General features: G+C 58.6%; 23 protein-coding genes, 1 tRNA gene and 1 pseudogene. 6 read left to right on the top strand and 19 right to left on the bottom strand.

All coding sequences use genetic code 11. The annotated features are described in order from the left end of the window. Positions 1-57 precede the first annotated feature (57 nt). Complete coding sequence (locus tag AC3IP0_RS10535) at positions 58-1,485, top strand: aldehyde dehydrogenase family protein (protein ID WP_489327334.1); 1,428 nt, start codon at positions 58-60, stop codon at positions 1,483-1,485. Positions 1,486-1,522: 37 nt separating this feature from the next. Here the strand turns inward: AC3IP0_RS10535 and AC3IP0_RS10530 are convergent, their stop codons facing one another. The 3 genes from AC3IP0_RS10530 to AC3IP0_RS10520 form a co-directional block, all read right to left on the bottom strand. Beyond that, positions 1,523-3,256, bottom strand: coding sequence for a GMC family oxidoreductase (locus AC3IP0_RS10530; protein WP_489327333.1), 1,734 nt, complete (start codon positions 3,254-3,256; stop codon positions 1,523-1,525). Positions 3,257-3,265: 9 nt separating this feature from the next. Further along, on the bottom strand, positions 3,266-4,315 hold the full coding sequence (locus AC3IP0_RS10525; RefSeq protein WP_489327331.1) for an ABC transporter substrate-binding protein: 1,050 nt from the start codon (positions 4,313-4,315) through the stop codon (positions 3,266-3,268). Between the two features lie 228 nt (positions 4,316-4,543). Then, entirely contained in the window at positions 4,544-5,455 is a 912-nt protein-coding gene (locus AC3IP0_RS10520) for a LysR family transcriptional regulator (RefSeq protein ID WP_489327329.1), read from the bottom strand. A gap of 108 nt (positions 5,456-5,563) precedes the next feature. On the opposite strand from AC3IP0_RS10520, the gene AC3IP0_RS10515 reads away from it, so the two are divergent. Together AC3IP0_RS10515 and AC3IP0_RS10510 are read left to right on the top strand one after the other, a co-directional pair. After that, positions 5,564-6,643 carry a tartrate dehydrogenase gene (locus AC3IP0_RS10515; protein ID WP_489327327.1) on the top strand — a complete coding sequence of 360 codons (1,080 nt, stop codon included), beginning with the start codon at positions 5,564-5,566 and terminating at the stop codon, positions 6,641-6,643. 107 nt (positions 6,644-6,750) lie between these two features. Beyond that, entirely contained in the window at positions 6,751-7,677 is a 927-nt protein-coding gene (locus AC3IP0_RS10510; protein WP_489327325.1) for a 2-hydroxyacid dehydrogenase, read from the top strand. A gap of 96 nt (positions 7,678-7,773) precedes the next feature. On the opposite strand, the pseudogene AC3IP0_RS10505 reads toward AC3IP0_RS10510, so the two are convergent. From AC3IP0_RS10505 to thrS, 11 genes and pseudogenes are all read right to left on the bottom strand, one after another. Further along, positions 7,774-8,500 (bottom strand): annotated as a pseudogene (locus AC3IP0_RS10505) (flavin-containing monooxygenase); the annotation flags it as partial. Between the two features lie 35 nt (positions 8,501-8,535). After that, positions 8,536-8,886 (bottom strand): ArsR/SmtB family transcription factor, encoded by a 351-nt coding sequence (locus AC3IP0_RS10500; RefSeq protein ID WP_489327323.1) that lies wholly within the window; start codon positions 8,884-8,886, stop codon positions 8,536-8,538. Positions 8,887-9,123: 237 nt separating this feature from the next. Continuing rightward, positions 9,124-9,200 (bottom strand) — tRNA-Pro (locus AC3IP0_RS10495). A gap of 89 nt (positions 9,201-9,289) precedes the next feature. Further along, entirely contained in the window at positions 9,290-9,646 is a 357-nt protein-coding gene (locus AC3IP0_RS10490) for a MerR family transcriptional regulator (protein ID WP_003179985.1), read from the bottom strand. After that, positions 9,627-9,929 (bottom strand): integration host factor subunit alpha, encoded by a 303-nt coding sequence (gene ihfA, locus AC3IP0_RS10485; protein ID WP_002553164.1) that lies wholly within the window; start codon positions 9,927-9,929, stop codon positions 9,627-9,629. The genes AC3IP0_RS10490 and ihfA overlap by 20 nt, the downstream gene beginning before the upstream one ends. A 3-nt stretch (positions 9,930-9,932) precedes the next feature. Continuing rightward, on the bottom strand, positions 9,933-12,311 hold the full coding sequence (gene pheT / locus AC3IP0_RS10480; RefSeq protein WP_489327321.1) for a phenylalanine--tRNA ligase subunit beta: 2,379 nt from the start codon (positions 12,309-12,311) through the stop codon (positions 9,933-9,935). Between the two features lie 26 nt (positions 12,312-12,337). Next, entirely contained in the window at positions 12,338-13,354 is a 1,017-nt protein-coding gene (pheS, locus tag AC3IP0_RS10475) for a phenylalanine--tRNA ligase subunit alpha (RefSeq protein ID WP_007975711.1), read from the bottom strand. A 109-nt stretch (positions 13,355-13,463) separates the two neighbouring features. After that, positions 13,464-13,820: a 50S ribosomal protein L20 gene (rplT, locus tag AC3IP0_RS10470; protein WP_007905879.1), complete on the bottom strand. Its 357-nt coding sequence runs from the start codon at positions 13,818-13,820 to the stop codon at positions 13,464-13,466. A gap of 28 nt (positions 13,821-13,848) precedes the next feature. After that, complete coding sequence (gene rpmI / locus AC3IP0_RS10465) at positions 13,849-14,043, bottom strand: 50S ribosomal protein L35 (protein ID WP_002553160.1); 195 nt, start codon at positions 14,041-14,043, stop codon at positions 13,849-13,851. 60 nt (positions 14,044-14,103) lie between these two features. Next, entirely contained in the window at positions 14,104-14,655 is a 552-nt protein-coding gene (gene infC, locus AC3IP0_RS10460) for a translation initiation factor IF-3 (RefSeq protein ID WP_172435341.1), read from the bottom strand. Then, positions 14,655-16,577, bottom strand: coding sequence for a threonine--tRNA ligase (gene thrS, locus AC3IP0_RS10455; RefSeq protein WP_489327320.1), 1,923 nt, complete (start codon positions 16,575-16,577; stop codon positions 14,655-14,657). Before thrS ends, infC begins: the two co-directional genes overlap by 1 nt. 374 nt (positions 16,578-16,951) lie before the next feature. Between thrS and AC3IP0_RS10450 the strand changes: the two genes are divergently transcribed. Next, positions 16,952-17,254 (top strand): hypothetical protein, encoded by a 303-nt coding sequence (locus AC3IP0_RS10450; RefSeq protein ID WP_489319151.1) that lies wholly within the window; start codon positions 16,952-16,954, stop codon positions 17,252-17,254. 292 nt (positions 17,255-17,546) lie between these two features. After that, a complete protein-coding gene (locus AC3IP0_RS10445; RefSeq protein ID WP_003179963.1) occupies positions 17,547-17,759 on the top strand; it encodes a cold-shock protein in 213 nt (70 codons plus the stop codon). Positions 17,760-17,829: 70 nt separating this feature from the next. Here the strand turns inward: AC3IP0_RS10445 and AC3IP0_RS10440 are convergent, their stop codons facing one another. Both AC3IP0_RS10440 and AC3IP0_RS10435 read right to left on the bottom strand, forming a co-directional pair. Continuing rightward, entirely contained in the window at positions 17,830-18,150 is a 321-nt protein-coding gene (locus AC3IP0_RS10440) for an I78 family peptidase inhibitor (RefSeq protein WP_008047240.1), read from the bottom strand. Positions 18,151-18,315: 165 nt separating this feature from the next. Beyond that, positions 18,316-18,621 carry a hypothetical protein gene (locus AC3IP0_RS10435; RefSeq protein WP_150727144.1) on the bottom strand — a complete coding sequence of 102 codons (306 nt, stop codon included), beginning with the start codon at positions 18,619-18,621 and terminating at the stop codon, positions 18,316-18,318. Positions 18,622-18,753: 132 nt separating this feature from the next. Here AC3IP0_RS10435 and AC3IP0_RS10430 point away from each other — a divergent pair, with 132 nt between their 5' ends. Further along, entirely contained in the window at positions 18,754-18,945 is a 192-nt protein-coding gene (locus AC3IP0_RS10430; protein WP_046041585.1) for a hypothetical protein, read from the top strand. A 54-nt stretch (positions 18,946-18,999) separates the two neighbouring features. Here AC3IP0_RS10430 and AC3IP0_RS10425 read toward each other — a convergent pair whose 3' ends face one another. The 3 genes from AC3IP0_RS10425 to rbsK all read right to left on the bottom strand — a co-directional run bounded on the left by AC3IP0_RS10425 (position 19,000) and on the right by rbsK (position 21,390). After that, a complete protein-coding gene (locus tag AC3IP0_RS10425; RefSeq protein WP_489319747.1) occupies positions 19,000-19,968 on the bottom strand; it encodes a nucleoside hydrolase in 969 nt (322 codons plus the stop codon). A 103-nt stretch (positions 19,969-20,071) separates the two neighbouring features. Further along, complete coding sequence (rbsD, locus tag AC3IP0_RS10420) at positions 20,072-20,476, bottom strand: D-ribose pyranase (RefSeq protein WP_489319150.1); 405 nt, start codon at positions 20,474-20,476, stop codon at positions 20,072-20,074. After that, positions 20,473-21,390: a ribokinase gene (gene rbsK / locus AC3IP0_RS10415; RefSeq protein ID WP_489319149.1), complete on the bottom strand. Its 918-nt coding sequence runs from the start codon at positions 21,388-21,390 to the stop codon at positions 20,473-20,475. The genes rbsD and rbsK overlap by 4 nt, the downstream gene beginning before the upstream one ends. Positions 21,391-21,424: the final 34 nt, after the last annotated feature.

The following is a 21,424-nucleotide window of genomic DNA, read 5'->3' as shown; positions in this document are numbered from 1 at the left end:
AGGCGGCCCACGGATATTCGGCGCGGCACTCCTCCCCTCACGAGACCCTTCCTTGCTATGAAAAACAACCTGAAGTTTTACATCGATGGCCGCTGGGTGGAGCCTCACAGCTTCGATCGCCTGCCCGTGATCAACCCTGCCACCGAACAGGCATTCTGCGAAATCGCCATGGGTGACCTGAACGATGTCGAGTCCGCCGTCATGGCCGCCCGGCGCGCCTTTTCAGCGTTCTCAAGCACTTCACCTGGGCAGCGCAAACTTCTGCTGCAACGGGTTCTGGATGTCTTCATGGCGCGCTACGACGAAATCGCCGAGGCCATCGTCCAGGAAGTCGGCGCGCCGAAAGCCTTGTCCCACGCTTGGCAAGCCGGGATCGGAAAGCGTCACCTGGAGCAACTGCTGCGCACCCTCGACACGTTCGAGTTCCAGAAATTGCGCGGCACCACACTGATTACCCATGAGCCCGTGGGCGTGGTTGCGCTGATCACCCCCTGGAACTGGCCGATCAATCAGATCGTCTGCAAGGTCGCGCCGGCCCTGGCCGCCGGTTGCACCATGGTCCTCAAGCCGAGTGAAATCGCACCGATCAATGCCTTGCTGTTTGCCGAAGTCATGCACGAAGCCGGCGTGCCGGCAGGTGTTTTCAACCTGATCAACGGTGATGGTCCGACGGTAGGCGCCGCCTTGTCTGCACATCCGCAAGTGGACATGGTTTCGTTTACCGGCTCGACCCGCGCGGGTACGGAGATCGCGCGCCTGGCCGCGCCGACGGTCAAGCGCGTACACCAGGAACTGGGCGGTAAATCGGCAAACATTTTGCTCGACGACGTCGATCTGCAAGCGGCAGTGACCTGCGGTGTAGACAGTTGCTTTGGCAATAGCGGCCAGTCCTGCAATGCGCCGACACGCATGCTGGTGCCCGCCGCGCTGCACGACCAGGCCGTGGACATTGCCCGCCGCGCCGCACAAAAACACATCGTCGGCGCTCCCGATGCAGCCGCCACGACCATGGGACCGGTGATCAGCGAGCGTCAGTACGACAGCATCCAGCGGATGATTGCCATCGGTATCGACGAAGGTGCGCAGCTGGTTTGCGGCGGGCCGGGTCGACCCGATCACCTGCCCCAGGGCTATTACGTGCAGCCGACGATCTTCGCCCAGGTCACCCAGGACATGTCCATCGCCCGCGAGGAAATTTTCGGACCAGTGCTGGTCATCCAGGCATACGTAGAGGAAGCGCAAGCGGTCAGCATGGCCAACGACAGCGTGTTTGGCCTGGCGGCCTACGTTCAATCGGCGGATCAGGCGCGAGCCCGCGACGTTGCCCTGCAGATGCGTGCCGGCAGCGTCTACATCAATTATCCGAGTTGGGATTCCGGTGCGCCGTTTGGTGGCTACAAACAATCGGGCAATGGCCGCGAATACGCCGAATGGGGGCTGGAGGCGTTTCTGGAAATCAAGGGGATTGTCGGTTGGGGGGCTTGATGCCCCCGTCCTGACAGCTCCGCCGGCCAGGTGGTTGCTACAGTTGAGCCGCCACCTTGGCCTCGCAGTCCGGCACCTTCGCCTCAGCCTTGATCAGGTCGGCCATCCGCTCGGCGATCATCAGGGTGGGGACGTTAGTGTTGGCGCAGGGAATCGAAGGCATCAGCGAGGCATCACACACACGCAGCCCTTCGACACCGATCACTCGACCGTCACCGGTGGTGACCGCCAGTGGATCATCGGCGCGCCCCATGCGGCAGGTGCCTGACGGATGCCAGGTGCCACCAACATTGCGCTGCACGAAATCGGTCAGTGCCTTATCGTCGGCGAGCAGCTTTTTCAGGGTGACCCCCTGGGTTACCAGGCCATGAATCAGCAACCCCCGCAACGGCCCGGCGACATCCAGCAGCAGGCTCAAGGCGCCGCGTTGCAGCGCATTGATCCAGCCCGGCATCGCGACCCTGGCCACCCGTGGCGAGTAGCTCGATGGAAACACCACACTGCACTCGCGGCTCAAAGCTTGCGCCGATAACGTCTGGGCCCCGAAGCGTAAAGCCTGCTTCAGACGCTCGAGGTCCCGCACATCGCCAAGCATGTCGAAGCGCACTTGCGGTTCGTCATGGGGGTCGCTGGACGTCAGACGCAGACATCCCCGGGAATAGGATTTGTTGACCCAGAAAAAGATCGTGCCCAATCGATAACCAATCGAATGCCAGCCCGATCGAGAAAGGATTGCGCCGTGCATATCACACGGCACCGTATCGGCCAGCCCGGAGGAAAAGCGCACGATGGCCTGTTCATGGTGCTCTTCGGGAAACGCCGTCCGGCCTTCGCGGTTGAGCAGCGCAGACACCGCAATCGAAGGATGCTCCATCAGGTTGGCGCCCACCCCTGGACGGTCCGCAACCGACGCAATGCCCAGCGAAGCCAGGTCATCCGCCGGACCGATCCCACTGCGCAGCAACACGGCGGGACTGTGGATCGCACCGGCACAGACGATGACCTCACGCGCCTTCAAGGACTCGACGCCCCCTTGGCTGTCGATAATCCTTGCGCCCGTCGCTCGACCGGCCTCGATCAACACCCGGTCCACCACGCAGTGGGTGCGCAGGGTCAGGTTCTTGCGCTTGCGCACCTCATCGGTCAGGTAACACACCGATGTCGGGATTCGCTCGCCCTGCTCGCTGACTCCAATGGCACCGACGAACACGCCCTCCTCCCAGGGCCCGTTCTGATCGACCTTGTGCGCAAGGCCGCGTCCGCCCAGGACCTTCATCACCCCTTTGACGAAAGGCGAAAGGCGCTGCGGTGGCGTACGCCGGATCCTTACGGGACCGTCGCTGCCATGCAGCGCCTGGTCCTGCGGCCCGCAAAAGTCGGTGTCGTTTTCCAGCTTGCGAAAGTACGGCAGGCAGGTTTGCCAGTTCCAGCCTTCGGCCCCCAGCGCTTGCCATTCGTCATAGTCGGCCGGCGCGCCACGGTTGGTCATCAGGGCGTTGATCGCCGAGCCTCCACCAAGGATCCGCGCCTGCTCATAGCGCCGCGTGACAGCGGCACGACGCCCCATCAACGCGGTCAGGCGCTGCCAGATATTACTGACATCCAGATAGGCCCGCCCCGGGTACCGGCTGCGTATCTCGGGGGGCATCGTGTGCAGGGAAATATCGCGCCCCGCCTCGATCAGGCACACCTGTTTGTCGGGGTCCTCCGAGAGCCGGGCGGCCAGCGCACACCCGGCCGACCCGCCCCCCAGAATCAGATAATCGATCATGCCGGCACCTTACTGAACGAACTTGAGCCAACGATCCTTGGCCGCAATCCCTTCGGCGGACGCCCACCACTCTTCCGACATCAGCGCTTGCCGGGCCGCGTTATCCGGCGAGCTTGGCAGTTCCTTGGCCCGCTCGGCGGTGATCTTGCCGGTGGCGAACGCTGACGGGTTACCCGGACCGTAGTCGATGTAGAGCGGCAGGTTGGCTTGCAGTTCAGGCGACACCGCTTCGTTGAGGAACTTCACGGCCGCCGCATAGTTGGGGGCATTTTTCAGGATGCACAGCTGGGTGTTTTGCAGCAGGCCGTCGTTGTAGGTGAAGGCCACGTCCGGATTGCTCTTTTGCACGGCACTGGCGCGACCGTTCCAGATCATCAGCATGTCGACTTCGCCATCGGCGAGCAATTGCGCCGACTGACCACCCGAGGTCCACCACACGGCGATGTTCGGCTTGATCTGCTCGAGACGCTTGTAGGCACGGTCGACATCCAGCGGGTAAAGCTTGTCGCGAGGCACGCCGTCGGACAGCAACGCTGCTTCCAGGGTGCTCATCGGATCGTTACGCAAGGCACGTACGCCTGGGAAGTTCTTCACGTCCCAGAATTCGGCCCAGGTCTGCGGCACTTTCTTCAGGTTTTTCTTGTTGTAGCCAATGACCGACGAATAGAACTCGTAGGCCACCGAGTACGGTGTGCGGTAGGCCGCCGGCATGCTCTGCACATTCGGCAGCTTGCTCAGGTCCAACGGTTCGATAAGCCCTTCCTTGCCTCCGCGCAAGCAGTTGGAGGGCGGTGTATCGATCACGTCCCAGACCGGTTTTTTCGCTTCGCCCTGGGCCTTGACCATCGGCCAGGCATCGGGCGCGCTGTCCTGCTTGATGGTCATGTTCAAAAGCTTGGCCGCCGGATCCAGGATAGCTTTGGTCTGGGCATCCTGGTAAGCGCCGCCTTGGGAAACAAAGGTGATTTCGTCGGCCACGGCGGGCATCGCGCACGCCACCGAAAGACCCAACAGAGAAATGACAGAACCGAACGATTGAGCAACAGACAAGGTTTTCATGGCAAATCATCCTGGACGTAGATTAATTCGGCAGCGTTAAAACCTCGACTGAACACCCTGCACCGGCGTGCGTTGCTCAGGTTTGATTTTATTGTTAGACCGAGCGGGACATTTCGACGTTACAAGAGCATGACACCACGGGGCAATGCACGAATAGTCAGGGAAGTCATAACCTCAAGTCATGCTGTTTTTCCCTGACGCCTGCCAGCGCCCTCCCGGGCCACTCGCTTACCTGAGCGCGGCGAACGGCAAGCGCCTGGCCAGCTCCTGGGCGAGGTAGCGGGCGAACTCCGAGATGCGTTGCGGAATATGCCGGCGATGCTGATAGACCACGAACACATCGGCCCTGGGCGCCTGGTAATCGCTCAGCACTGCCCGCAGGCGCCCGTTTTCAAGGTATTCCTGAACATTCCAGCGCGAACGCAGGATCAGCCCATGCCCGTCCAGGGCCAGGCGTAACGCGACTTCTCCATCGTTGCTCGACAGCGTGCCGCTGACCTTGTGCGAGTAATCCTGGCCATCCTTGCTGAAACGCCAGATCGCGTAATCACTGCCGAACTGACGCAGCACGATGCAGTTATGCCGTACCAGATCCGCCACCCCGGTCAGCTCTGGCATAGCTTCAAGGTATTGGGGAGACGCACAGAGAATGCGCGGGTTTTCCAGCAGGCGCACAGCGATCAGCCGCGAATCGGGCGGCTCGCCCATGCACACGCTCATGTCGAACTGATCATCCAGCAGGCTCGATGGCTGGCTGGACAACTCCAGGGAAAGCTCCAGCTCAGGGTGCAATCGGGCGAAGCTGGAGACCACCGGCGCCAGATGCTGCCGACCGAAACCCAGGGTGCCATTGATCCGCAAGCGCCCCTGCAAGGTCGGCTGCCGGCTGTTGAGCGCACTCTCCAGTTCTTCCAGTTGCCGCAGGATCGGCCGCCCTCCTTCCAGGTACAAGGTCCCCTCCGGCGTCAGTGACAGTCGCCGGGTGGTGCGCTGCAACAATTGCACCCCCAGACGCGCCTCAAGCTGGCTCAGGCGTTTACTCACCGCCGGCAACGACAGGCCGAGGTGCCGCGCGACTTCGGTGAGGCTGCCGCGTGTCGCCACCTGCTGGAAGAAGCTCAAGTCATCGATCATCGCCATGGATTCTTTCCCTAAAACTAAGAATGGCTTTCGCTCAAGACTAATTATTAATACAGGGTTACTGCATACACTGGCAATCAGTCCACATCAATCCCAGGAGTCGAATCCATGAGCAAAGCCCAGTACAAGATTGCAGTGATCCCCGGCGACGGCATCGGCAAGGAAGTCATGCCCGAAGGCGTGCGCGTGCTCGACGCCGTGGCGGCCAAACACGACCTGGAACTGCAATGGCACTGGTTCGATTTCGCCAGCGCCGATTACTACCTGGCCCACGGCAAAATGATGCCCGACGACTGGTTCGACCTTCTCAAGGACTACGACGCCATCTACTTCGGTGCGGTGGGCTGGCCAGACGTCGTGCCGGATCACATTTCCCTGTGGGATTCGCTGCTGCAGTTCCGTCGCGAGTTCGACCAGTACGTCAACCTGCGCCCTTGCCGCCTGATGCCGGGCGTCAAGGCCCCGCTGGCCAACCGCAAGCCCGGCGACATCGACTTCTGGGTCGTGCGGGAAAACACCGAAGGCGAATATTCCAGCGTCGGCGGCAAGATGTTCCCGGGCACCGAGCGGGAAATCGTGTTGCAGGAGACCGTCATGACCCGCGTCGGCGTCGACCGCATTCTCAAGTTCGCCTACGACCTGGCCCAGAGCCGCCCGAAGAAACACCTCACCTCCGCGACCAAATCCAACGGCATCGCGATCACCATGCCGTACTGGGATGAGCGCGTCGCCGAGATGGGCAAGAAATTCCCTGAGGTGAAGGTCGACAAGTACCACATCGACATCCTCACCGCGAACTTCGTCCTGCACCCGGACTGGTTCGACGTGGTGGTCGCCAGCAACCTGTTCGGTGACATCCTGTCCGATCTCGGCCCCGCCTGCACCGGCACCATCGGTATCGCGCCGTCAGCCAACATCAACCCGGAGCGCAACTTCCCGAGCCTGTTCGAACCGGTGCACGGATCGGCGCCGGACATCGCCGGCAAAGGCATCGCCAACCCGATCGGACAGATCTGGTGCGGCGCGATGATGCTCGAACACCTGGGCCACCCGGCGGCCGGCGCGGCGGTGCTGGCGGCCATCGAAACGGTACTGGCGATGGGGCCGGAGAACGCGCCATTGACCGCCGACATCGGCGGCAAGGGCAACACCGAAGCCCTGGGCAAGGCCATCGCCGCTGCGGTCTGAGCTGGCAAATAACGCGCAATCTTCCGTTCACGGCCCGTGATACGGGAGATTGTTGCGCGTGACTTTGGCATCGTGTGAACACCTTTCCAGCGTTTGCGAGAGACACCATGACCCTGCTGTTCAAAGTCGACGATGCCCGTGGCTGCGCCTGGAAATCGCTGTTCGAAAAACACGCGCCGGACATCGACGTGCGCTTCTGGCCGGACATCGGCAACCCGCTAGACGTACGCTACTTCGCCGCCTGGCAACCGCCACGGCAGTTGCATGAGCGCTTTCCGAATCTGGAAGTGATCTTCGCCACCTCGGCGGGAGTCGATCAATTCGACCTCGGCGAGCTGCCAGAGCACATCAAGATTGTACGCATGCTTGACCCCGGCATCGCTCAAGGCATCGTCGAGTACGCCTGCTTCGCCGTGTTGAGCCTGCATCGACAGATCCCGCTGTACCTGCATCAACAACAGGCCGGGCGCTGGCAAGACCACCTCCTGACCCCAGCAGCGCAACGTCGGATCGGCGTCATGGGCCTGGGCAACCTGGGTATTGCGGTGCTGCAGAGCTTGCGTGCGTTCAACTTCCAGTTGCATGGCTGGGCACGCTCGCTTAAGAGCATCGACGGCGTGCAATGCCATGCCGGCGACGACCAGCTCGAGCCCTTTCTCAACCAGTGCGATATCCTGATCTGCCTGCTGCCACTGACCGACGACACCCGCGGCATACTGAACGCGAGGACGCTGGCCGCACTACCAAAGGGTGCCAGCCTGATCAACCTGGGCCGGGGTGGTCATCTCAAGGAAGACGATCTACTTCAAGCGCTGGATGACGGGCAACTGAGCCACGCCATTCTCGACGTGCTCAACGAAGAACCGCCATCGCCGGATCATCGGTTCTGGCAGCACCCACATGTCTGGCTGACGCCGCACGTTGGCGCAATGACGGCACCGCAGAGCGCTTTCGAGGGATTGCTGGCCAATATCAGGCGTCATCAGGTCGGCGAATCCCTGCAAGGCTTGATCAAGCGCGATCATGGCTACTGAGGCTCCGTACAAACGCTTGGGGCGATGGTGTCCACTTACTATGATCTGCCCCCCTTAATGCTGGAGTTCGGAAGGTGACTTAGCCGGACGCTTACAGCGCAGATAGATCCCGTCATCAAGTACCGGCGTACTTTGGTCGTTCAACCAACGGGTCTTTTCCAACCCTGACCATTTCAGCCACGCATGAAAATCCAGGCCCAGTATCTTTTGCGGAAAAAACCGAATTGGCTCCCTGCTTGCCAGCACGACTTTGCTCACATGGGCCAGCTCATAAGCAATTTGAACAGCCGAGTTTGCAGCACCGACCACAACCACTCGTTGATCACCAAAGCCATCGGCATTTCGATATTCCGCGCTGTGCAAACTGCGCCCGAGAAAGCTCTGAAGCCCTTGAATATCTGGAATGAAAGGCTGATTGAACCCACCCGTGCACACGACTAGCGCCTTGGAGCAGAAGATTTCTCCATCGTCCGTTTGAAGCTGAAACAGCCCGCGCTCTCTTCGTACATGCTGTACCCAGGCGTACTGACGAATTGGCAATTTGAATGCCTTTGCATAGTCTTCCAGGTAGCGCACGACATCATCACGAAGCGGGTAATGATCGGGGTCTGCCGGGAAGCGCATGCCTGGCAATGACGAGTAAGCAACTGGAGAAAAAAAGCTTCAGACTGTCGTAGTAATTGCGCCAATTCCCTCCCGGCGACCGCTCAGCATCCAAAATAAGGAACCTGAGGCTTTGCTGCTGTAAGTGCCAACCGCACGCTAATCCTGCCTGGCCTGCGCCGATCACAATGACATCCAGGATTTCATTCATTACATTCATATATGCACACTCATGCACACTACAGAGCAAAAAAACTATCCGGACGTACCTGGGCAGCAAAATGGGGCGAGGCTTTTCATATGCTGAAGAATGGCTTCGAGGCGTGTCACCACCGCCGGACCGTCCACCTCGTAGAACATCTGCCTGCTGACCTTGGTGCCGCGGACAATACCTGCCTCTAACAGCACTTGCAGATGTCGGGAAACAACTGAGCGCTCCTGAGGTAGTGCTTCCGCAATTTCTCCGATGTCGGCGCGCCCCAATTGCATCACGCGCTTGAGCACAGCTACACGCGAAGGCTCGCAAAGCGCCTTGAAAAAAGCGCCATCGAGAGACTCGATTGCAGCGTCAATCGCGCGGGTTCGGTTAAGAGTTCGATTAGTCATGCAATCGACTATATGTGCATATTCATGCACGCGTTAACACTCCGAATTTGCACCTCGCACAGGACTAAAAGCTGTGCCATGAAGGTAACCAACTCCGCGAGAAAGCCAACAATTCAGGGTGTAACCCCATATGGTGCTGGTAAAGATTCCACCGAGAGCCAGTCGTTTTGTAGGGGTAAAAACGCCTAAAAATAAAAAGGGGTCGCGAGATAAAATCTCGCAACCCCTTGAATTATATGGTCGGGACGGAGTGATTCGAACACTCGACCCCTAGCACCCCATGCTAGTGCGCTACCGGACTGCGCTACGCCCCGACTAGGCGTGAAACCTGTTCCTCATCTCGAGGAACGCTCAAGAATATATCGCAAGCTTTTGAAAACTGGAAGTATTTAAAAGCGAGAATTTATTTCTTGAGTACCACCAGAACATCTTCCAGCTCGGCGATCATCTGGCGGATCATTTGTTTGTATTGGGTGGTGTCGTCTTTGGCTTCATCACCGGACAAACGCAGGCGCGCTCCGCCGATGGTGAACCCCTGATCGTAAAGAAGCGCGCGGATCTGCCGGATCATCAGCACGTCCTGGCGCTGATAATACCGGCGGTTTCCGCGGCGTTTGACAGGGTTGAGTTGAGGAAACTCCTGCTCCCAGTAGCGCAGCACGTGTGGTTTTACCGCACACAGCTCGCTGACTTCACCAATGGTGAAGTAGCGTTTGCCCGGGATGACGGGGAGCTCGTCGTTATGACTTGGTTCCAGCATAAGCCTCAACTCGGGCCTTCAACTTCTGCCCTGGACGAAAGGTGACCACACGGCGAGCCGTGATCGGGATTTCTTCCCCCGTTTTCGGATTGCGGCCAGGCCGCTGGCGTTTGTCCCGAAGGTCGAAATTGCCGAAACCGGACAATTTGACTTGTTCGTTGTCTTCGAGAGCGTGCCTGATTTCTTCAAAAAACAGTTCGACCAATTCCTTGGCCTCCCGTTTATTCAGGCCCAGCTCTTCATACAGACGTTCCGCCATCTCAGCTTTCGTCAGAGCCCCCATACGTCACTTCCTTAACGTGGCGTTCAACCTTTGTTCGAGCGAGGTGAGGATGTTTTGCGTTGCGGTATTCACCTCATCGTCATTAAGAGTGCGCGATGGATGCTGCCAGGTCAAGCCGACTGCGAGGCTTTTTCTATCAGGATCAATGCCTTTACCCTGATACACGTCAAATAGCCTGAGGTCTGTCAGCCATTCGCCTGCATTTTCACGGATTACGTCCAGTACAGCCGTGGCTGCAACGTCTTTGTGCGCAATCAGTGCAAGGTCACGACGCACTTCAGGAAAGCGCGATAACTCGTGGAATTTAGGCATTTTGCCCGACGCCACTTCCGCCAGAACCAACTCGAAGACGAAGACCGGACGGTCGAGACCGAGGGTTTTCGACAATTCAGGGTGGATCGCGCCAATGAAGCCGACTAGACGACCGTCACGTTCGATGCGCGCGGTTTGACCCGGGTGCAGCGCTGGGTGCTTGCCCGGCACGAAAGTGAACGCGTCCAGGGCGCCGGCGAAGCCCAGCACCGCTTCCACGTCAGCCTTGACGTCGAAGAAGTCGACGGTATCGCGACCCTGCGCCCAGCCTTCCGGCAGGCGACTGCCGCAAACAACACCCGCCAACATCGGCTCTTGCTTCAAACCTTCGAGCTGACCAACGAAACGCAGGCCGCTTTCGAACAGACGCACGCGATCCTGCTGACGATTCAGGTTGTGCTGAAGCGCCTTGACCAGACCCGGCCACAGCGACGAACGCATGGCAGCCATGTCATTGGAGATCGGATTGGCCAGCAGCAACGGTTCAACACCCGGATTAAACAGTTCGAACTGTTTCGGATCGATGAAGCTGTAGGTAATAGCTTCCTGATAACCACGGGCAACCAGCAGGCGGCGCAGTTCAGGCAGGTCACTACGGGCTTCTGCCTTGGCTTGCGGCGCCAGACGCGCTTGCGGATAACGAACGGGCAAACGGTTGTAGCCGTACAGGCGTGCCAGTTCTTCGATCAGGTCGACTTCCAGGCTGATATCGAAGCGATGGCTCGGTACGTCTACACGCCACTGCCCTGCCCCGTCGGCAGTAATGGCCAGGCCCAAGGCATTGAGCAGACGCTCCACTTCAGCCGAATCCATTTCCATACCCAGCATCTGGGTAATGCGCTGGGCACGCAGGGTGATCGGAGCAATTTTCGGCAGGTGCTGTTCGCTGACGGTCTCGATAATCGGACCCGCTTCACCACCAGTGATTTCCAGCAGCAAGCCAGTCGCGCGCTCCATGGCTTCGCGGGCCAACTGCCAGTCCACGCCACGCTCATAGCGATGGGATGCATCGGTGTGCAGGCCATAGGAACGGGCCTTGCCTGCTACGGCGATCTGGTCGAAGAAAGCGCTTTCCAGGAACACATCACGGGTGGTCGCGGAAACACCGCTGTGCTCGCCACCCATGACACCGGCGATTGCCAGTGCGCGGGAGTGGTCGGCAATCACCAGCGTATCGCTACGCAGGCTGACTTCCTGGCCGTCGAGCAGCACCAGCTTCTCGCCCTCTTCAGCCATGCGCACACGGATGCCACCGTTGATTTCGGCGAGATCGAAGGCGTGCAGCGGCTGACCCAGCTCCAGCATCACGTAGTTGGTGATGTCGACGGCAGCATCGATGCTGCGTACATCGGCACGACGCAGGCGCTCAACCATCCACAGCGGCGTAGGTCTGGACAGGTCGACGTTACGAATCACACGACCGAGGTAGCGCGGGCATGCAGCGGGCGCCAGCACTTCTACCGAACGCACTTCATCGTGCGCGGCAGGAACCGAAGCCACCACCGGACGGACCACAGGAGCGGCGTACAGTGCGCCGACTTCACGGGCCAGACCGGCCAGGGACAGGCAGTCACCGCGGTTCGGGGTCAGATCGACCTCGATGCTGGCGTCTTCCAGGTCCAGATAAACGCGGAAATCCTTGCCTACCGGCGCATCGGCCGGCAGTTCCATCAGGCCGTCATTGCCTTCACCGACCTGCAGCTCGGATTGCGAGCACAGCATGCCGTTGGACTCAACGCCACGCAGCTTGGCCTTCTTGATCTTGAAGTCGCCTGGCAGCTCGGCGCCGATCATGGCGAAAGGAATCTTCAGGCCCGGGCGCACGTTTGGCGCACCGCAAACAACCTGGAAGGTTTCCGAACCGTTGCTGACCTGGCACACGCGCAGTTTATCGGCATCCGGGTGCTGCTCGGTGCTCAGCACCTCGCCAACGACCACGCCACTGAAAACACCGGCGGCCGGCGTAACGCTATCGACCTCAAGACCGGCCATCGACAGACGAGCAACCAGCTCGTCGCGACTTACCTGCGGGCTAACCCAGCCACGCAGCCATTGTTCACTGAATTTCATCCTGCTCTCCTAAGAATTCGTTACGACTAGCGAAATTGCGCGAGGAACCGCAAGTCGTTGTCGAAGAACAGACGCAAGTCGTTCACGCCGTAACGCAGCATGGCCAGACGCTCTACGCCCATGCCGAAGGCAAAGCCCGAGAACTCTTCCGGGTCGATCCCGGACATGCGCAGCACGTTCGGGTGAACCATGCCGCAGCCCATCACTTCCAGCCAGCCGGTCTGCTTGCAGACGCGGCAGCCTTTACCGCTGCACATCACGCACTCCATGTCGACTTCAGCGGATGGCTCGGTGAACGGGAAGTACGAAGGACGGAAACGCACCGCCAGTTCCTTTTCGAAGAACACCCGCAGGAACTCTTCGATGGTGCCTTTGAGGTCGGCGAAATTGATGTCGCGATCGATCAGCAGGCCTTCGACCTGGTGGAACATCGGCGAGTGGGTGATATCGGAGTCGCTGCGGTATACGCGGCCTGGGCAGACGATGCGGATCGGCGGCTGTTTCGACTCCATGGTGCGGACCTGTACCGGCGAGGTATGGGTGCGCAACAGCATGTTCGCATTGAAATAGAAGGTGTCATGCATCGACCGGGCCGGGTGGTGGCCTGGGATGTTGAGCGCTTCGAAGTTGTGATAGTCGTCTTCGACCTCAGGGCCTTCGGCGATGCCGTAGCCAATACGGGTGAAGAACTGTTCGACGCGTTCCAGAGTGCGGGTAACCGGATGCAGACCACCGGAGGTCTGACCACGGCCAGGCAGGGTCACGTCAATGGACTCGGCAGAGAGTTTGGCAGCCAGATCGGCTTCTTCAAACAATGCCTTGCGCGCATTAAGGACCTCTGTGACACGCTCCTTGGCAACGTTGATCAGCGCACCGACCTGCGGACGCTCTTCTGCCGGCAAATTCCCCAGGGTCTTCATCACCTGAGTCAATTCACCCTTCTTGCCAAGGTAGTGAACCCGGATTTGCTCCAGGGCATTGATATCTTCAGCGCTTTGCACAGCCTCTAGAGCTTGAGAGACGAGCGCATCCAGGTTTTCCATGTACAGACTCCAGATACAAAATAGGGGAAGAGCTTGAAGGCTCTTCCCCTATTTATGACGTTTAACACCTGGCCCCACAGATGCGAGGTCGGGTGACTGTCGGGGGTACTTAAGCCAAGGTGGCTTTAGCTTTCTCGACAATCGCAGCAAACGCCGCTTTTTCGTTCACTGCCAGATCAGCCAGAACCTTACGGTCGATCTCGATGGACGCTTTTTTCAGGCCGGCGATGAAACGGCTGTAGGACAGACCGTTGATACGAGCACCAGCGTTGATACGAGCGATCCACAAAGCGCGGAACTGACGTTTTTTCTGACGACGGTCACGGTAGGCGTATTGGCCTGCCTTGATTACCGCTTGCTTGGCAACACGGAATACGCGGGAGCGTGCGCCGTAGTAGCCTTTAGCAAGTTTCAGAATTTTTTTGTGACGCTTACGGGCAATGACGCCACGCTTTACACGAGCCATGAGTTACTTCCTCTATTCTTGACTAAAATTAACGAAGGCGCAGCATGCGCTCGACTTTTGCCACGTCAGACGGATGCAGCAAGCTGCTACCGCGCAGTTGACGCTTACGCTTGGTCGACATTTTGGTCAGGATGTGGCTCTTGAAAGCGTGCTTGTGCTTGATACCGTTAGCAGTTTTCAGAAACCGCTTAGCAGCACCACTTTTGGTCTTCATTTTTGGCATGTTCGGATACTCCGCATTCAGTTGATAAACATAATCAGAAGGCCTGCCGTGCCCTGTTGATTACTTCTTCTTTTTCGGGGCGATGACCATGATCAGCTGGCGTCCTTCCATCTTAGGATGCTGTTCGACCGAACCGTACTCGAGCAAGTCACCTTCAACTCGCTTGAGGAGTTCCATCCCCAGCTCCTGGTGGGCCATCTCACGGCCGCGGAATCGCAAGGATACCTTGGCCCTGTCCCCGTCACTCAGGAAACGTACCAGGTTGCGCAGTTTTACCTGGTAATCCCCTTCCTCCGTCCCTGGACGAAACTTGATTTCTTTAACCTGAATCTGCTTCTGGTTTTTCTTGGCCGCAGCAATCTGCTTCTTCTTTTCGAAGATCGATTTGCCGTAGTCCATCAGTTTGCAAACAGGTGGTACTGCATCGGCGGAAATCTCCACCAGATCCAGCTTGGCCTCTTCAGCCTTAAGAAGCGCGTCTTCAATTGACACAATCCCAAGCTGTTCACCTTCAGCTCCAATTAACCGAACCTCGCGTGCCGAGATATTCTCGTTGATCGGGGCTTTCGGTGCAGCTCGTTTATCTTGTCTCATTTCACGCTTAATAATAATTACTCCGAATCTGGGCGACCACGCCGGGAAACCGCTTGCGCGAGAAACTCAGCGAACTGGGCGACGGGCATCGAGCCCAGGTCAGCACCTTCACGAGTACGCACAGCGACAGTCTGCATCTCGACTTCCCGATCTCCGATAACCAAGAGATAAGGAACCTTGAGCAAAGTATGCTCGCGGATTTTAAAGCCGATCTTTTCATTTCTCAAGTCAGACTTGGCACGAAACCCGCTTTCGTTGAGAGTTTTTTCCACTTCGGCGGCAAAATCAGCCTGTTTATCGGTGATATTCATCACCACTGCCTGGGTCGGAGCCAGCCACGCGGGGAATGCACCCTCGTAGTGCTCGATCAGAATTCCGACGAAACGTTCGAAGGACCCCAGGATCGCCCGGTGCAACATGACCGGGTGCTTGCGGCTGTTGTCTTCGGAGACGTATTCGGCTCCCAGACGGACAGGCAGGTTAAAATCGAGCTGCAGGGTACCACATTGCCAGACGCGACCAAGGCAATCTTTCAGCGAGAACTCGATCTTCGGACCGTAGAACGCACCCTCGCCCGGCTGCAGATCGTACGGCAGGCCCGCGCTATCAAGGGCTGCGGCCAGTGCAGCTTCGGCGCGATCCCAAAGCTCGTCGGAACCGACGCGTTTTTCCGGACGAGTGGACAGCTTCATTTCGACATCTTTAAAGCCGAAATCGGCGTAGACGTCCATGGTCAGCTTGATAAACGCGGCGGACTCGGCCTGCATCTGCTCTTCGGTGCAGAAGATGTGGGCGTCGTCCTGAGTGAACGCGCGCACGCGCATGATGCCGTGCAAGGCACCCGATGGCTCGTTACGGTGGCATGCACCGAACTCGGCCAGGCGCATCGGCAACTCGCGGTAGCTTTTCAGGCCCTGATTGAACACTTGCACGTGGCAAGGGCAGTTCATTGGTTTGATCGCGTAGTCGCGGTTTTCCGACTGGGTGGTGAACATGTTGTCGGCGTAGTTGGCCCAGTGCCCGGATTTCTCCCACAGGCTGCGGTCAACGACTTGCGGCGTCTTGATTTCCAGGTAGCCGTTGTCGCGCTGAACCTTGCGCATGTACTGCTCGAGCACCTGGTACAAGGTCCAGCCGTTCGGGTGCCAGAACACCATGCCAGGCGACTCTTCCTGGGTGTGGAACAGGCCCAGGCGCTTGCCGATCTTGCGGTGGTCGCGTTTTTCGGCTTCTTCAATGCGCTGGATATAAGCCGCCAGTTGCTTCTTGTCTGCCCATGCGGTGCCGTAGACGCGCTGCAATTGCTCGTTCTTGGCATCGCCGCGCCAGTAGGCGCCGGACAGCTTGGTCAGCTTGAAGGATTTCAGGAAGCGGGTGTTCGGCACGTGCGGACCGCGGCACATGTCGACGTATTCTTCGTGATAGTACAGGCCCATGGCCTGTTCGTTCGGCATGTCTTCGACCAGGCGCAACTTGTAGTCTTCGCCACGAGCCTTGAACACTTCGATCACTTCGGCGCGCGGAGTGACTTTCTTGATCACGTCGTAATCTTTCTCGATCAGCTGCTGCATGCGCTGTTCGATGGCCGCCAGGTCGTCCGGAGTGAAAGGACGCTCGAAGGCGATGTCGTAATAGAAACCTTCGTCGATGACCGGACCGATGACCATCTTGGCGGTCGGGTACAACTGCTTGACCGCGTGGCCAACCAGGTGGGCGCAAGAGTGGCGAATGATCTCCAGCCCCTCGTCATCCTTTGGCGTGATGATTTGCAGCGACGCGTCGCTGTCGATGATGTCGCTGGCGTCGACCAGCTTGCCATCGACCTTGCCGGCAACGGTGGCCTTGGCCAGGCCTGCACCGATGGATGCGGCGACCTCGGCTACGGAAACCGGGTGATCGAATGAACGTTGACTGCCGTCGGGAAGAGTAATAGTTGGCATGGCGCCTCCTCTCCTAGTGGTGACCCCTACCAAAGGTCACGTGGGTTGGGATGAGCCAGTACAAGATCCGGTCCAGGCCGTTCAATGACGAACGCCTGCCTTACAGCGGCAGGAGCCTTGCGGCCAACCGGGAAACCGAACCAGAGTGACTGGGATTCAAATCAGGGTTAATCGTGCATCTGCCGCCACCGGGACTGAAGGTCCGTCGGAGCCTGCAAACGCCCGAGCCACGCATGCTAGCACAGATGAACGGTTGCCACGGTGCGCAGGTTTTGCAGCAGGGCAAATTGGCTGTTTTTATGCCAGAGTGCTGAACTTGAAGCGCACTACCCCCTCAGATAACAAGATATCTGACCCACAAGGAGTATCTCAGCATGCGTCTGAATCGTTTATTCGCCGTAGTCGCCCCCGTCATTCTCCTGCTGCCACTGGCCGCCCATGCAGAATGGCCGAAAGGTGAACGAGAGAAATACATGGCTCAGTGCGTTCCTGCCGCTGCCGAGAAGATTGGTACGCCATCAGCGAAATCCCACTGCGCCTGCGGTGCCGATGCCATCAAATCGTACCCTGCCGCCGATATTCAGGCCCTGATGAACAACACGGCCAGCGACACATTGAAGCAGCAGGCACTGGGCAAAATTGCAGCCTGCAAGGCCACCAAAAAAGAGCAAAAATAAGCACGCCCCCACGCTTTCAGCCCCTGAAATACTGTTAAAAAGCTGCTGAAACAGGTCCTTTCGTACAATTTATTCAGGTTTTTCAGCTTTTTTTATCGCCTTAACTTTCGGCCGGAAGCCTTATAGAACGGGGCTTTCAGCCGCCAAAGGACACAAAGAAAACACGACTGGTTGGCAAACAGTGCGTCCGGGGGGCTCCCAAAGCGAACATTTCGACTATGATACCCGGGTGTGCCCAGTTGGCCTGAGCAGCACAGTACTACTGAAAATATATGTTTCTTGGAGATACACCATGTCTAATCGCCAAACCGGCACCGTTAAATGGTTCAACGATGAAAAAGGCTTCGGCTTCATCACTCCTCAAGGTGGCGGTGACGACCTGTTCGTACACTTCAAAGCTATCGAAAGCGACGGTTTCAAAAGCCTGAAAGAAGGCCAGACTGTTTCCTTCGTGGCTGAGAAAGGCCAAAAGGGTATGCAAGCTGCTCAAGTTCGCCCAGAGTAATTTCCAGGCGCACTAAAAAAACCCCGTCCATGTGACGGGGTTTTTTATGGGTGAAACAAAAGCCGAACGATCAGCCGCAGTTGACGCGGGTCACTACCCGGCTGGCATCGGTGTTCAGGTTCAGGCGATCGGAACGGTACTCCAGCGTCACCATATCGGTTGGCAGCAGGAACCGTGCACTTTGCGCCCCTGCGCGGGTACGCGCCTGCTCGAGCAACTGCGGCGATGCCTGTTTGCCGATGGTGAACTCGGCAGCCTTTGCCTCACAGCGACTGTGACCCGTGTCAGTCGTCGCAACATCTGTTGTTGCCGACTCCGTAGAGGGAGTGCTGCAACCGGCCAGCGTGGCAACGGCCAACAAAGTACCCAATGACGCGAGCTTCCAAGGCATGAAGCCTCCTTATTCAATGATTAGGCTGAGATCGTGCGACAACCAGACTGGCGTTTGGTTTCACAGGGAGCACTGGCACCCTGCCCATGATCCGGACGAACCGCGATTCTGCCTGAGCTCCGCCCTGCCCTTAATCATTGAATCGTGACTGAATATGAAAAACGCTCAATAGATGTCGATATAGTCGAAAGGCGGATTGGGCCAGTTCTCTTTCAAGGCATTGAAGATTTGCATGACCCAGACCTCATCGCTGGCCGCGACCCGCCCGACATAACCGGAGCCCTTGGCCCAGGTTTCGAGTCGGAACAACAACCCGTCGATATCGGTACCGCCCACGACACCCGAGGAGATGTAGGCAATGCCGCCTTTGGTGACCCGCAACTGGGTGTGCTCATCGTCACTGGCGCCGGCCAGCAACTGACGTACCGCCTCGAGGGTCAGGCCATCCGGGGAGTTCAAATCGATCTGCACAGCGCGTTCCTTGAATATTCATCAGAGACCAAGTGTCGCACAGCCCTCCTTTCCTGCCTAAGTCGAGGTGTCAAAAGCCCCGCAAAATGGTTAACTCGGCACTCAGACCTCCCCGACTTCACGAGTGCCATCATGACCACCGTAAGCATCGACGCTGACATCAAGGCCAAGTGGCAAGACGGCCACAGCTCCTACAGCCCAAGCAGCACGGAAGAGCTCGCCATTATCGGTATCGACCTGCTGGTCAGGGACCTTGGAACCGAAGCCGCCCAATCGTTCATCGAGCAGATTTTCGAGAAACATCTGTCAGACCAGAAGACCTAAACGGTTAGCGCGAGGGAGTGAAGCCCGCAGGCAAGCACTTGCGGGAGATGATGCTTACTTCAGGCGGGCCAGGCGCTCGGTCAGCAGATCGAAGAAGCCCTGGGCGTCGCCGCTTTCTACCCAAAAGGCGTTCTTTGGCGCTTTCAAGCCGTCATACCAGTCGACGATGGTTTGTCCAAAGGTCGGTCCTTCGCGGCTGTCGACCACCACGTTGACCGAGCGACCGCTGAACAATTGCGGCTTGAGCAGATAAGCGACAACCGTGGCGTCATGCACCGGACCACCTGAAATGCCGTAGTGCTCCATGTCGCCCTTGATGTACTCATTGAGAATATCGCCCACCAGGCGGCTGGCGTTGTTGTTCAGCGCGGCAATCTGATTCAGGCGCGCTTCGCTGGTAAGGATCTTGTGGGTCACATCCAGCGGCAGGTAGGTCAGCTTCACGCCACTGTTGAGCACCACTTCGGCCGCTTGCGGGTCGGCGAACAGGTTGAACTCGGCCACCGGCGTGATGTTGCCGCCGTTGAAGTGAGCACCGCCCATGACCACCACTTCCTTGATGCCCTGAACGATACCCGGCTCCTGGATCAACGCCAGGGCCAGGTTGGTCTGCGGGCCTAGCATGGCGATGGTAATGCTGTGGGGCTCGGCAGATTTCAGGGTATCGATCAGATAAGTGATGGCGCTGCCCTTGGCCAGACCTTTCCTGGGCTCATGCACGGCAATGCCCGACAACCCTTCCTTGCCATGAATGTCCTCGGCGTAGATGGGTGTGCGCATCAGGGGTTTGGGCGCCCCCGCATAGACCGGAACCTCTTCGCGCCCCGCCCACTCCCGGGCCAGTCGCGCATTACGCGAGGTCTTGTCCAGGCGAACGTTGCCGGCAACGGTGGTCAATGCCCGAACATTCAGTTCGTCCGGCGACGCCAGGGCGAACAACAGGGCAACAACGTCGTCAGCCCCTGGATCGGTGTCGATGATCAGGTCGATCTTTGGTGCCGCGTGGGCATTCGTTACGGTCATCAGGGACAAAAGCAGCAGGCTCCGGAGCAGTGGGTGCAGTTTCTGAGCATAACGATACGGGGCGCACGCCTTGTGCCGGGGACATCAAAACGCGGACAGCCCGTCAAAACGTAACGCCGGCGACCAGCACAATGTTGCAGTACGGTTGGCATTCGCCTGTACGAACAATCGCCCTGGCTTGTCGGCTCAGGACCTTGAATTGTTCATGGGTGAGCACCTCGCGCCGACCCAACGCACCTTCGCCGTTCAGGTCTTCCAGCGCGACCAGGGCCGACGGCTTTTTATCGAAGATTTCCTGAGCCAGCACATGGCTTTCGACCTGCATCTCACTGAGCACGACCTTCAAGGTGCTGACAAAATCCGGAATGCCATGGGTCAAGGCCAGGTCGATCAATTCAACGCCCGGAGGAACCGGCAGCCCCGCGTCCCCGATGACGACCCTGTCGCCATGCCCCAATGAAGCGATCAGCCGCGACAGCGCAATGTTGAGCAGGGGTGTCTTTTTCATGGAATTTTAAACGCCTGTACATCACTCAAGGCGGGAATCGACGGTTGCGCGCCAGCACGGGTGACCGACAGCGCCGCAGCCACCTGCCCAAAGCGGATCGCCTGCACCTCATCTTGACCCGCGGCCAGCGCCGCGGCGAAACCGCCCACAAACGTATCGCCGGCCGCCGTGGTATCGACCGCCTTTACCACGGGCGCGGGGAAATGCTCGAAGCGTTGACCATCGGCAAACAGCGAACCTTGCGCGCCAAGGGTGATGATCACCTTGCCGGCGCCCAGGGCTATCAGGCGGGTCGCCGCGGCTTGCGCGGTGTCCAGGGAGTCCACCGACAGTCCGCTCAGGGCCGACGCTTCGCTCTCGTTGGGAATCAGGTAATCGATGGACGCGTACCAGTCCGATGGCAACGGACGGCTAGCCGGTGCCGGATTGAGGATGACTGTCTTGCCCAGATCGCGACCGCGCTTGAGCGCATGGCCAACAGAAGCGTCGGGCACTTCCAGCTGACAGATGAGCACGTCCGCCGCCTGTATCTCCGAATCAAAACGGTCGATGGCTTCAGCGGTCAATTCACCGTTGGCGCCGGGAACGATCACGATGGTGTTCTGACTGCTGTCATCGACCACAATCAACGCCACGCCGCTGGAACCGTCAACGGTGCTCACCGCCTGGCAATCGATCTGCTCGGCCAACAGCGCCCCGCGCAGCGCCTCACCATAAGCGTCATTGCCCACGCAGCCGATCATCGACACCTGGGCTCCCAGCCGCGCCGCAGCCACGGCCTGATTGGCACCCTTGCCGCCGGAGACGGTGGTAAACGACTGACCGATCAGCGTTTCACCGCCCTTGGGCAAGCGTGGTGCCCGGGTCACCAGGTCCATGTTCAAACTGCCTATTACCACTACTTTTGCTGGCATACATTGCTACTCATCGATTCTGTTTCGGCGGCGC

The sequence above is a fragment of the Pseudomonas sp. GL_103 genome, assembly GCF_057835175.1.
Note: the sequence above shows the minus strand (reverse complement) of the source record. Positions and strands in the feature narration are given on the sequence as shown.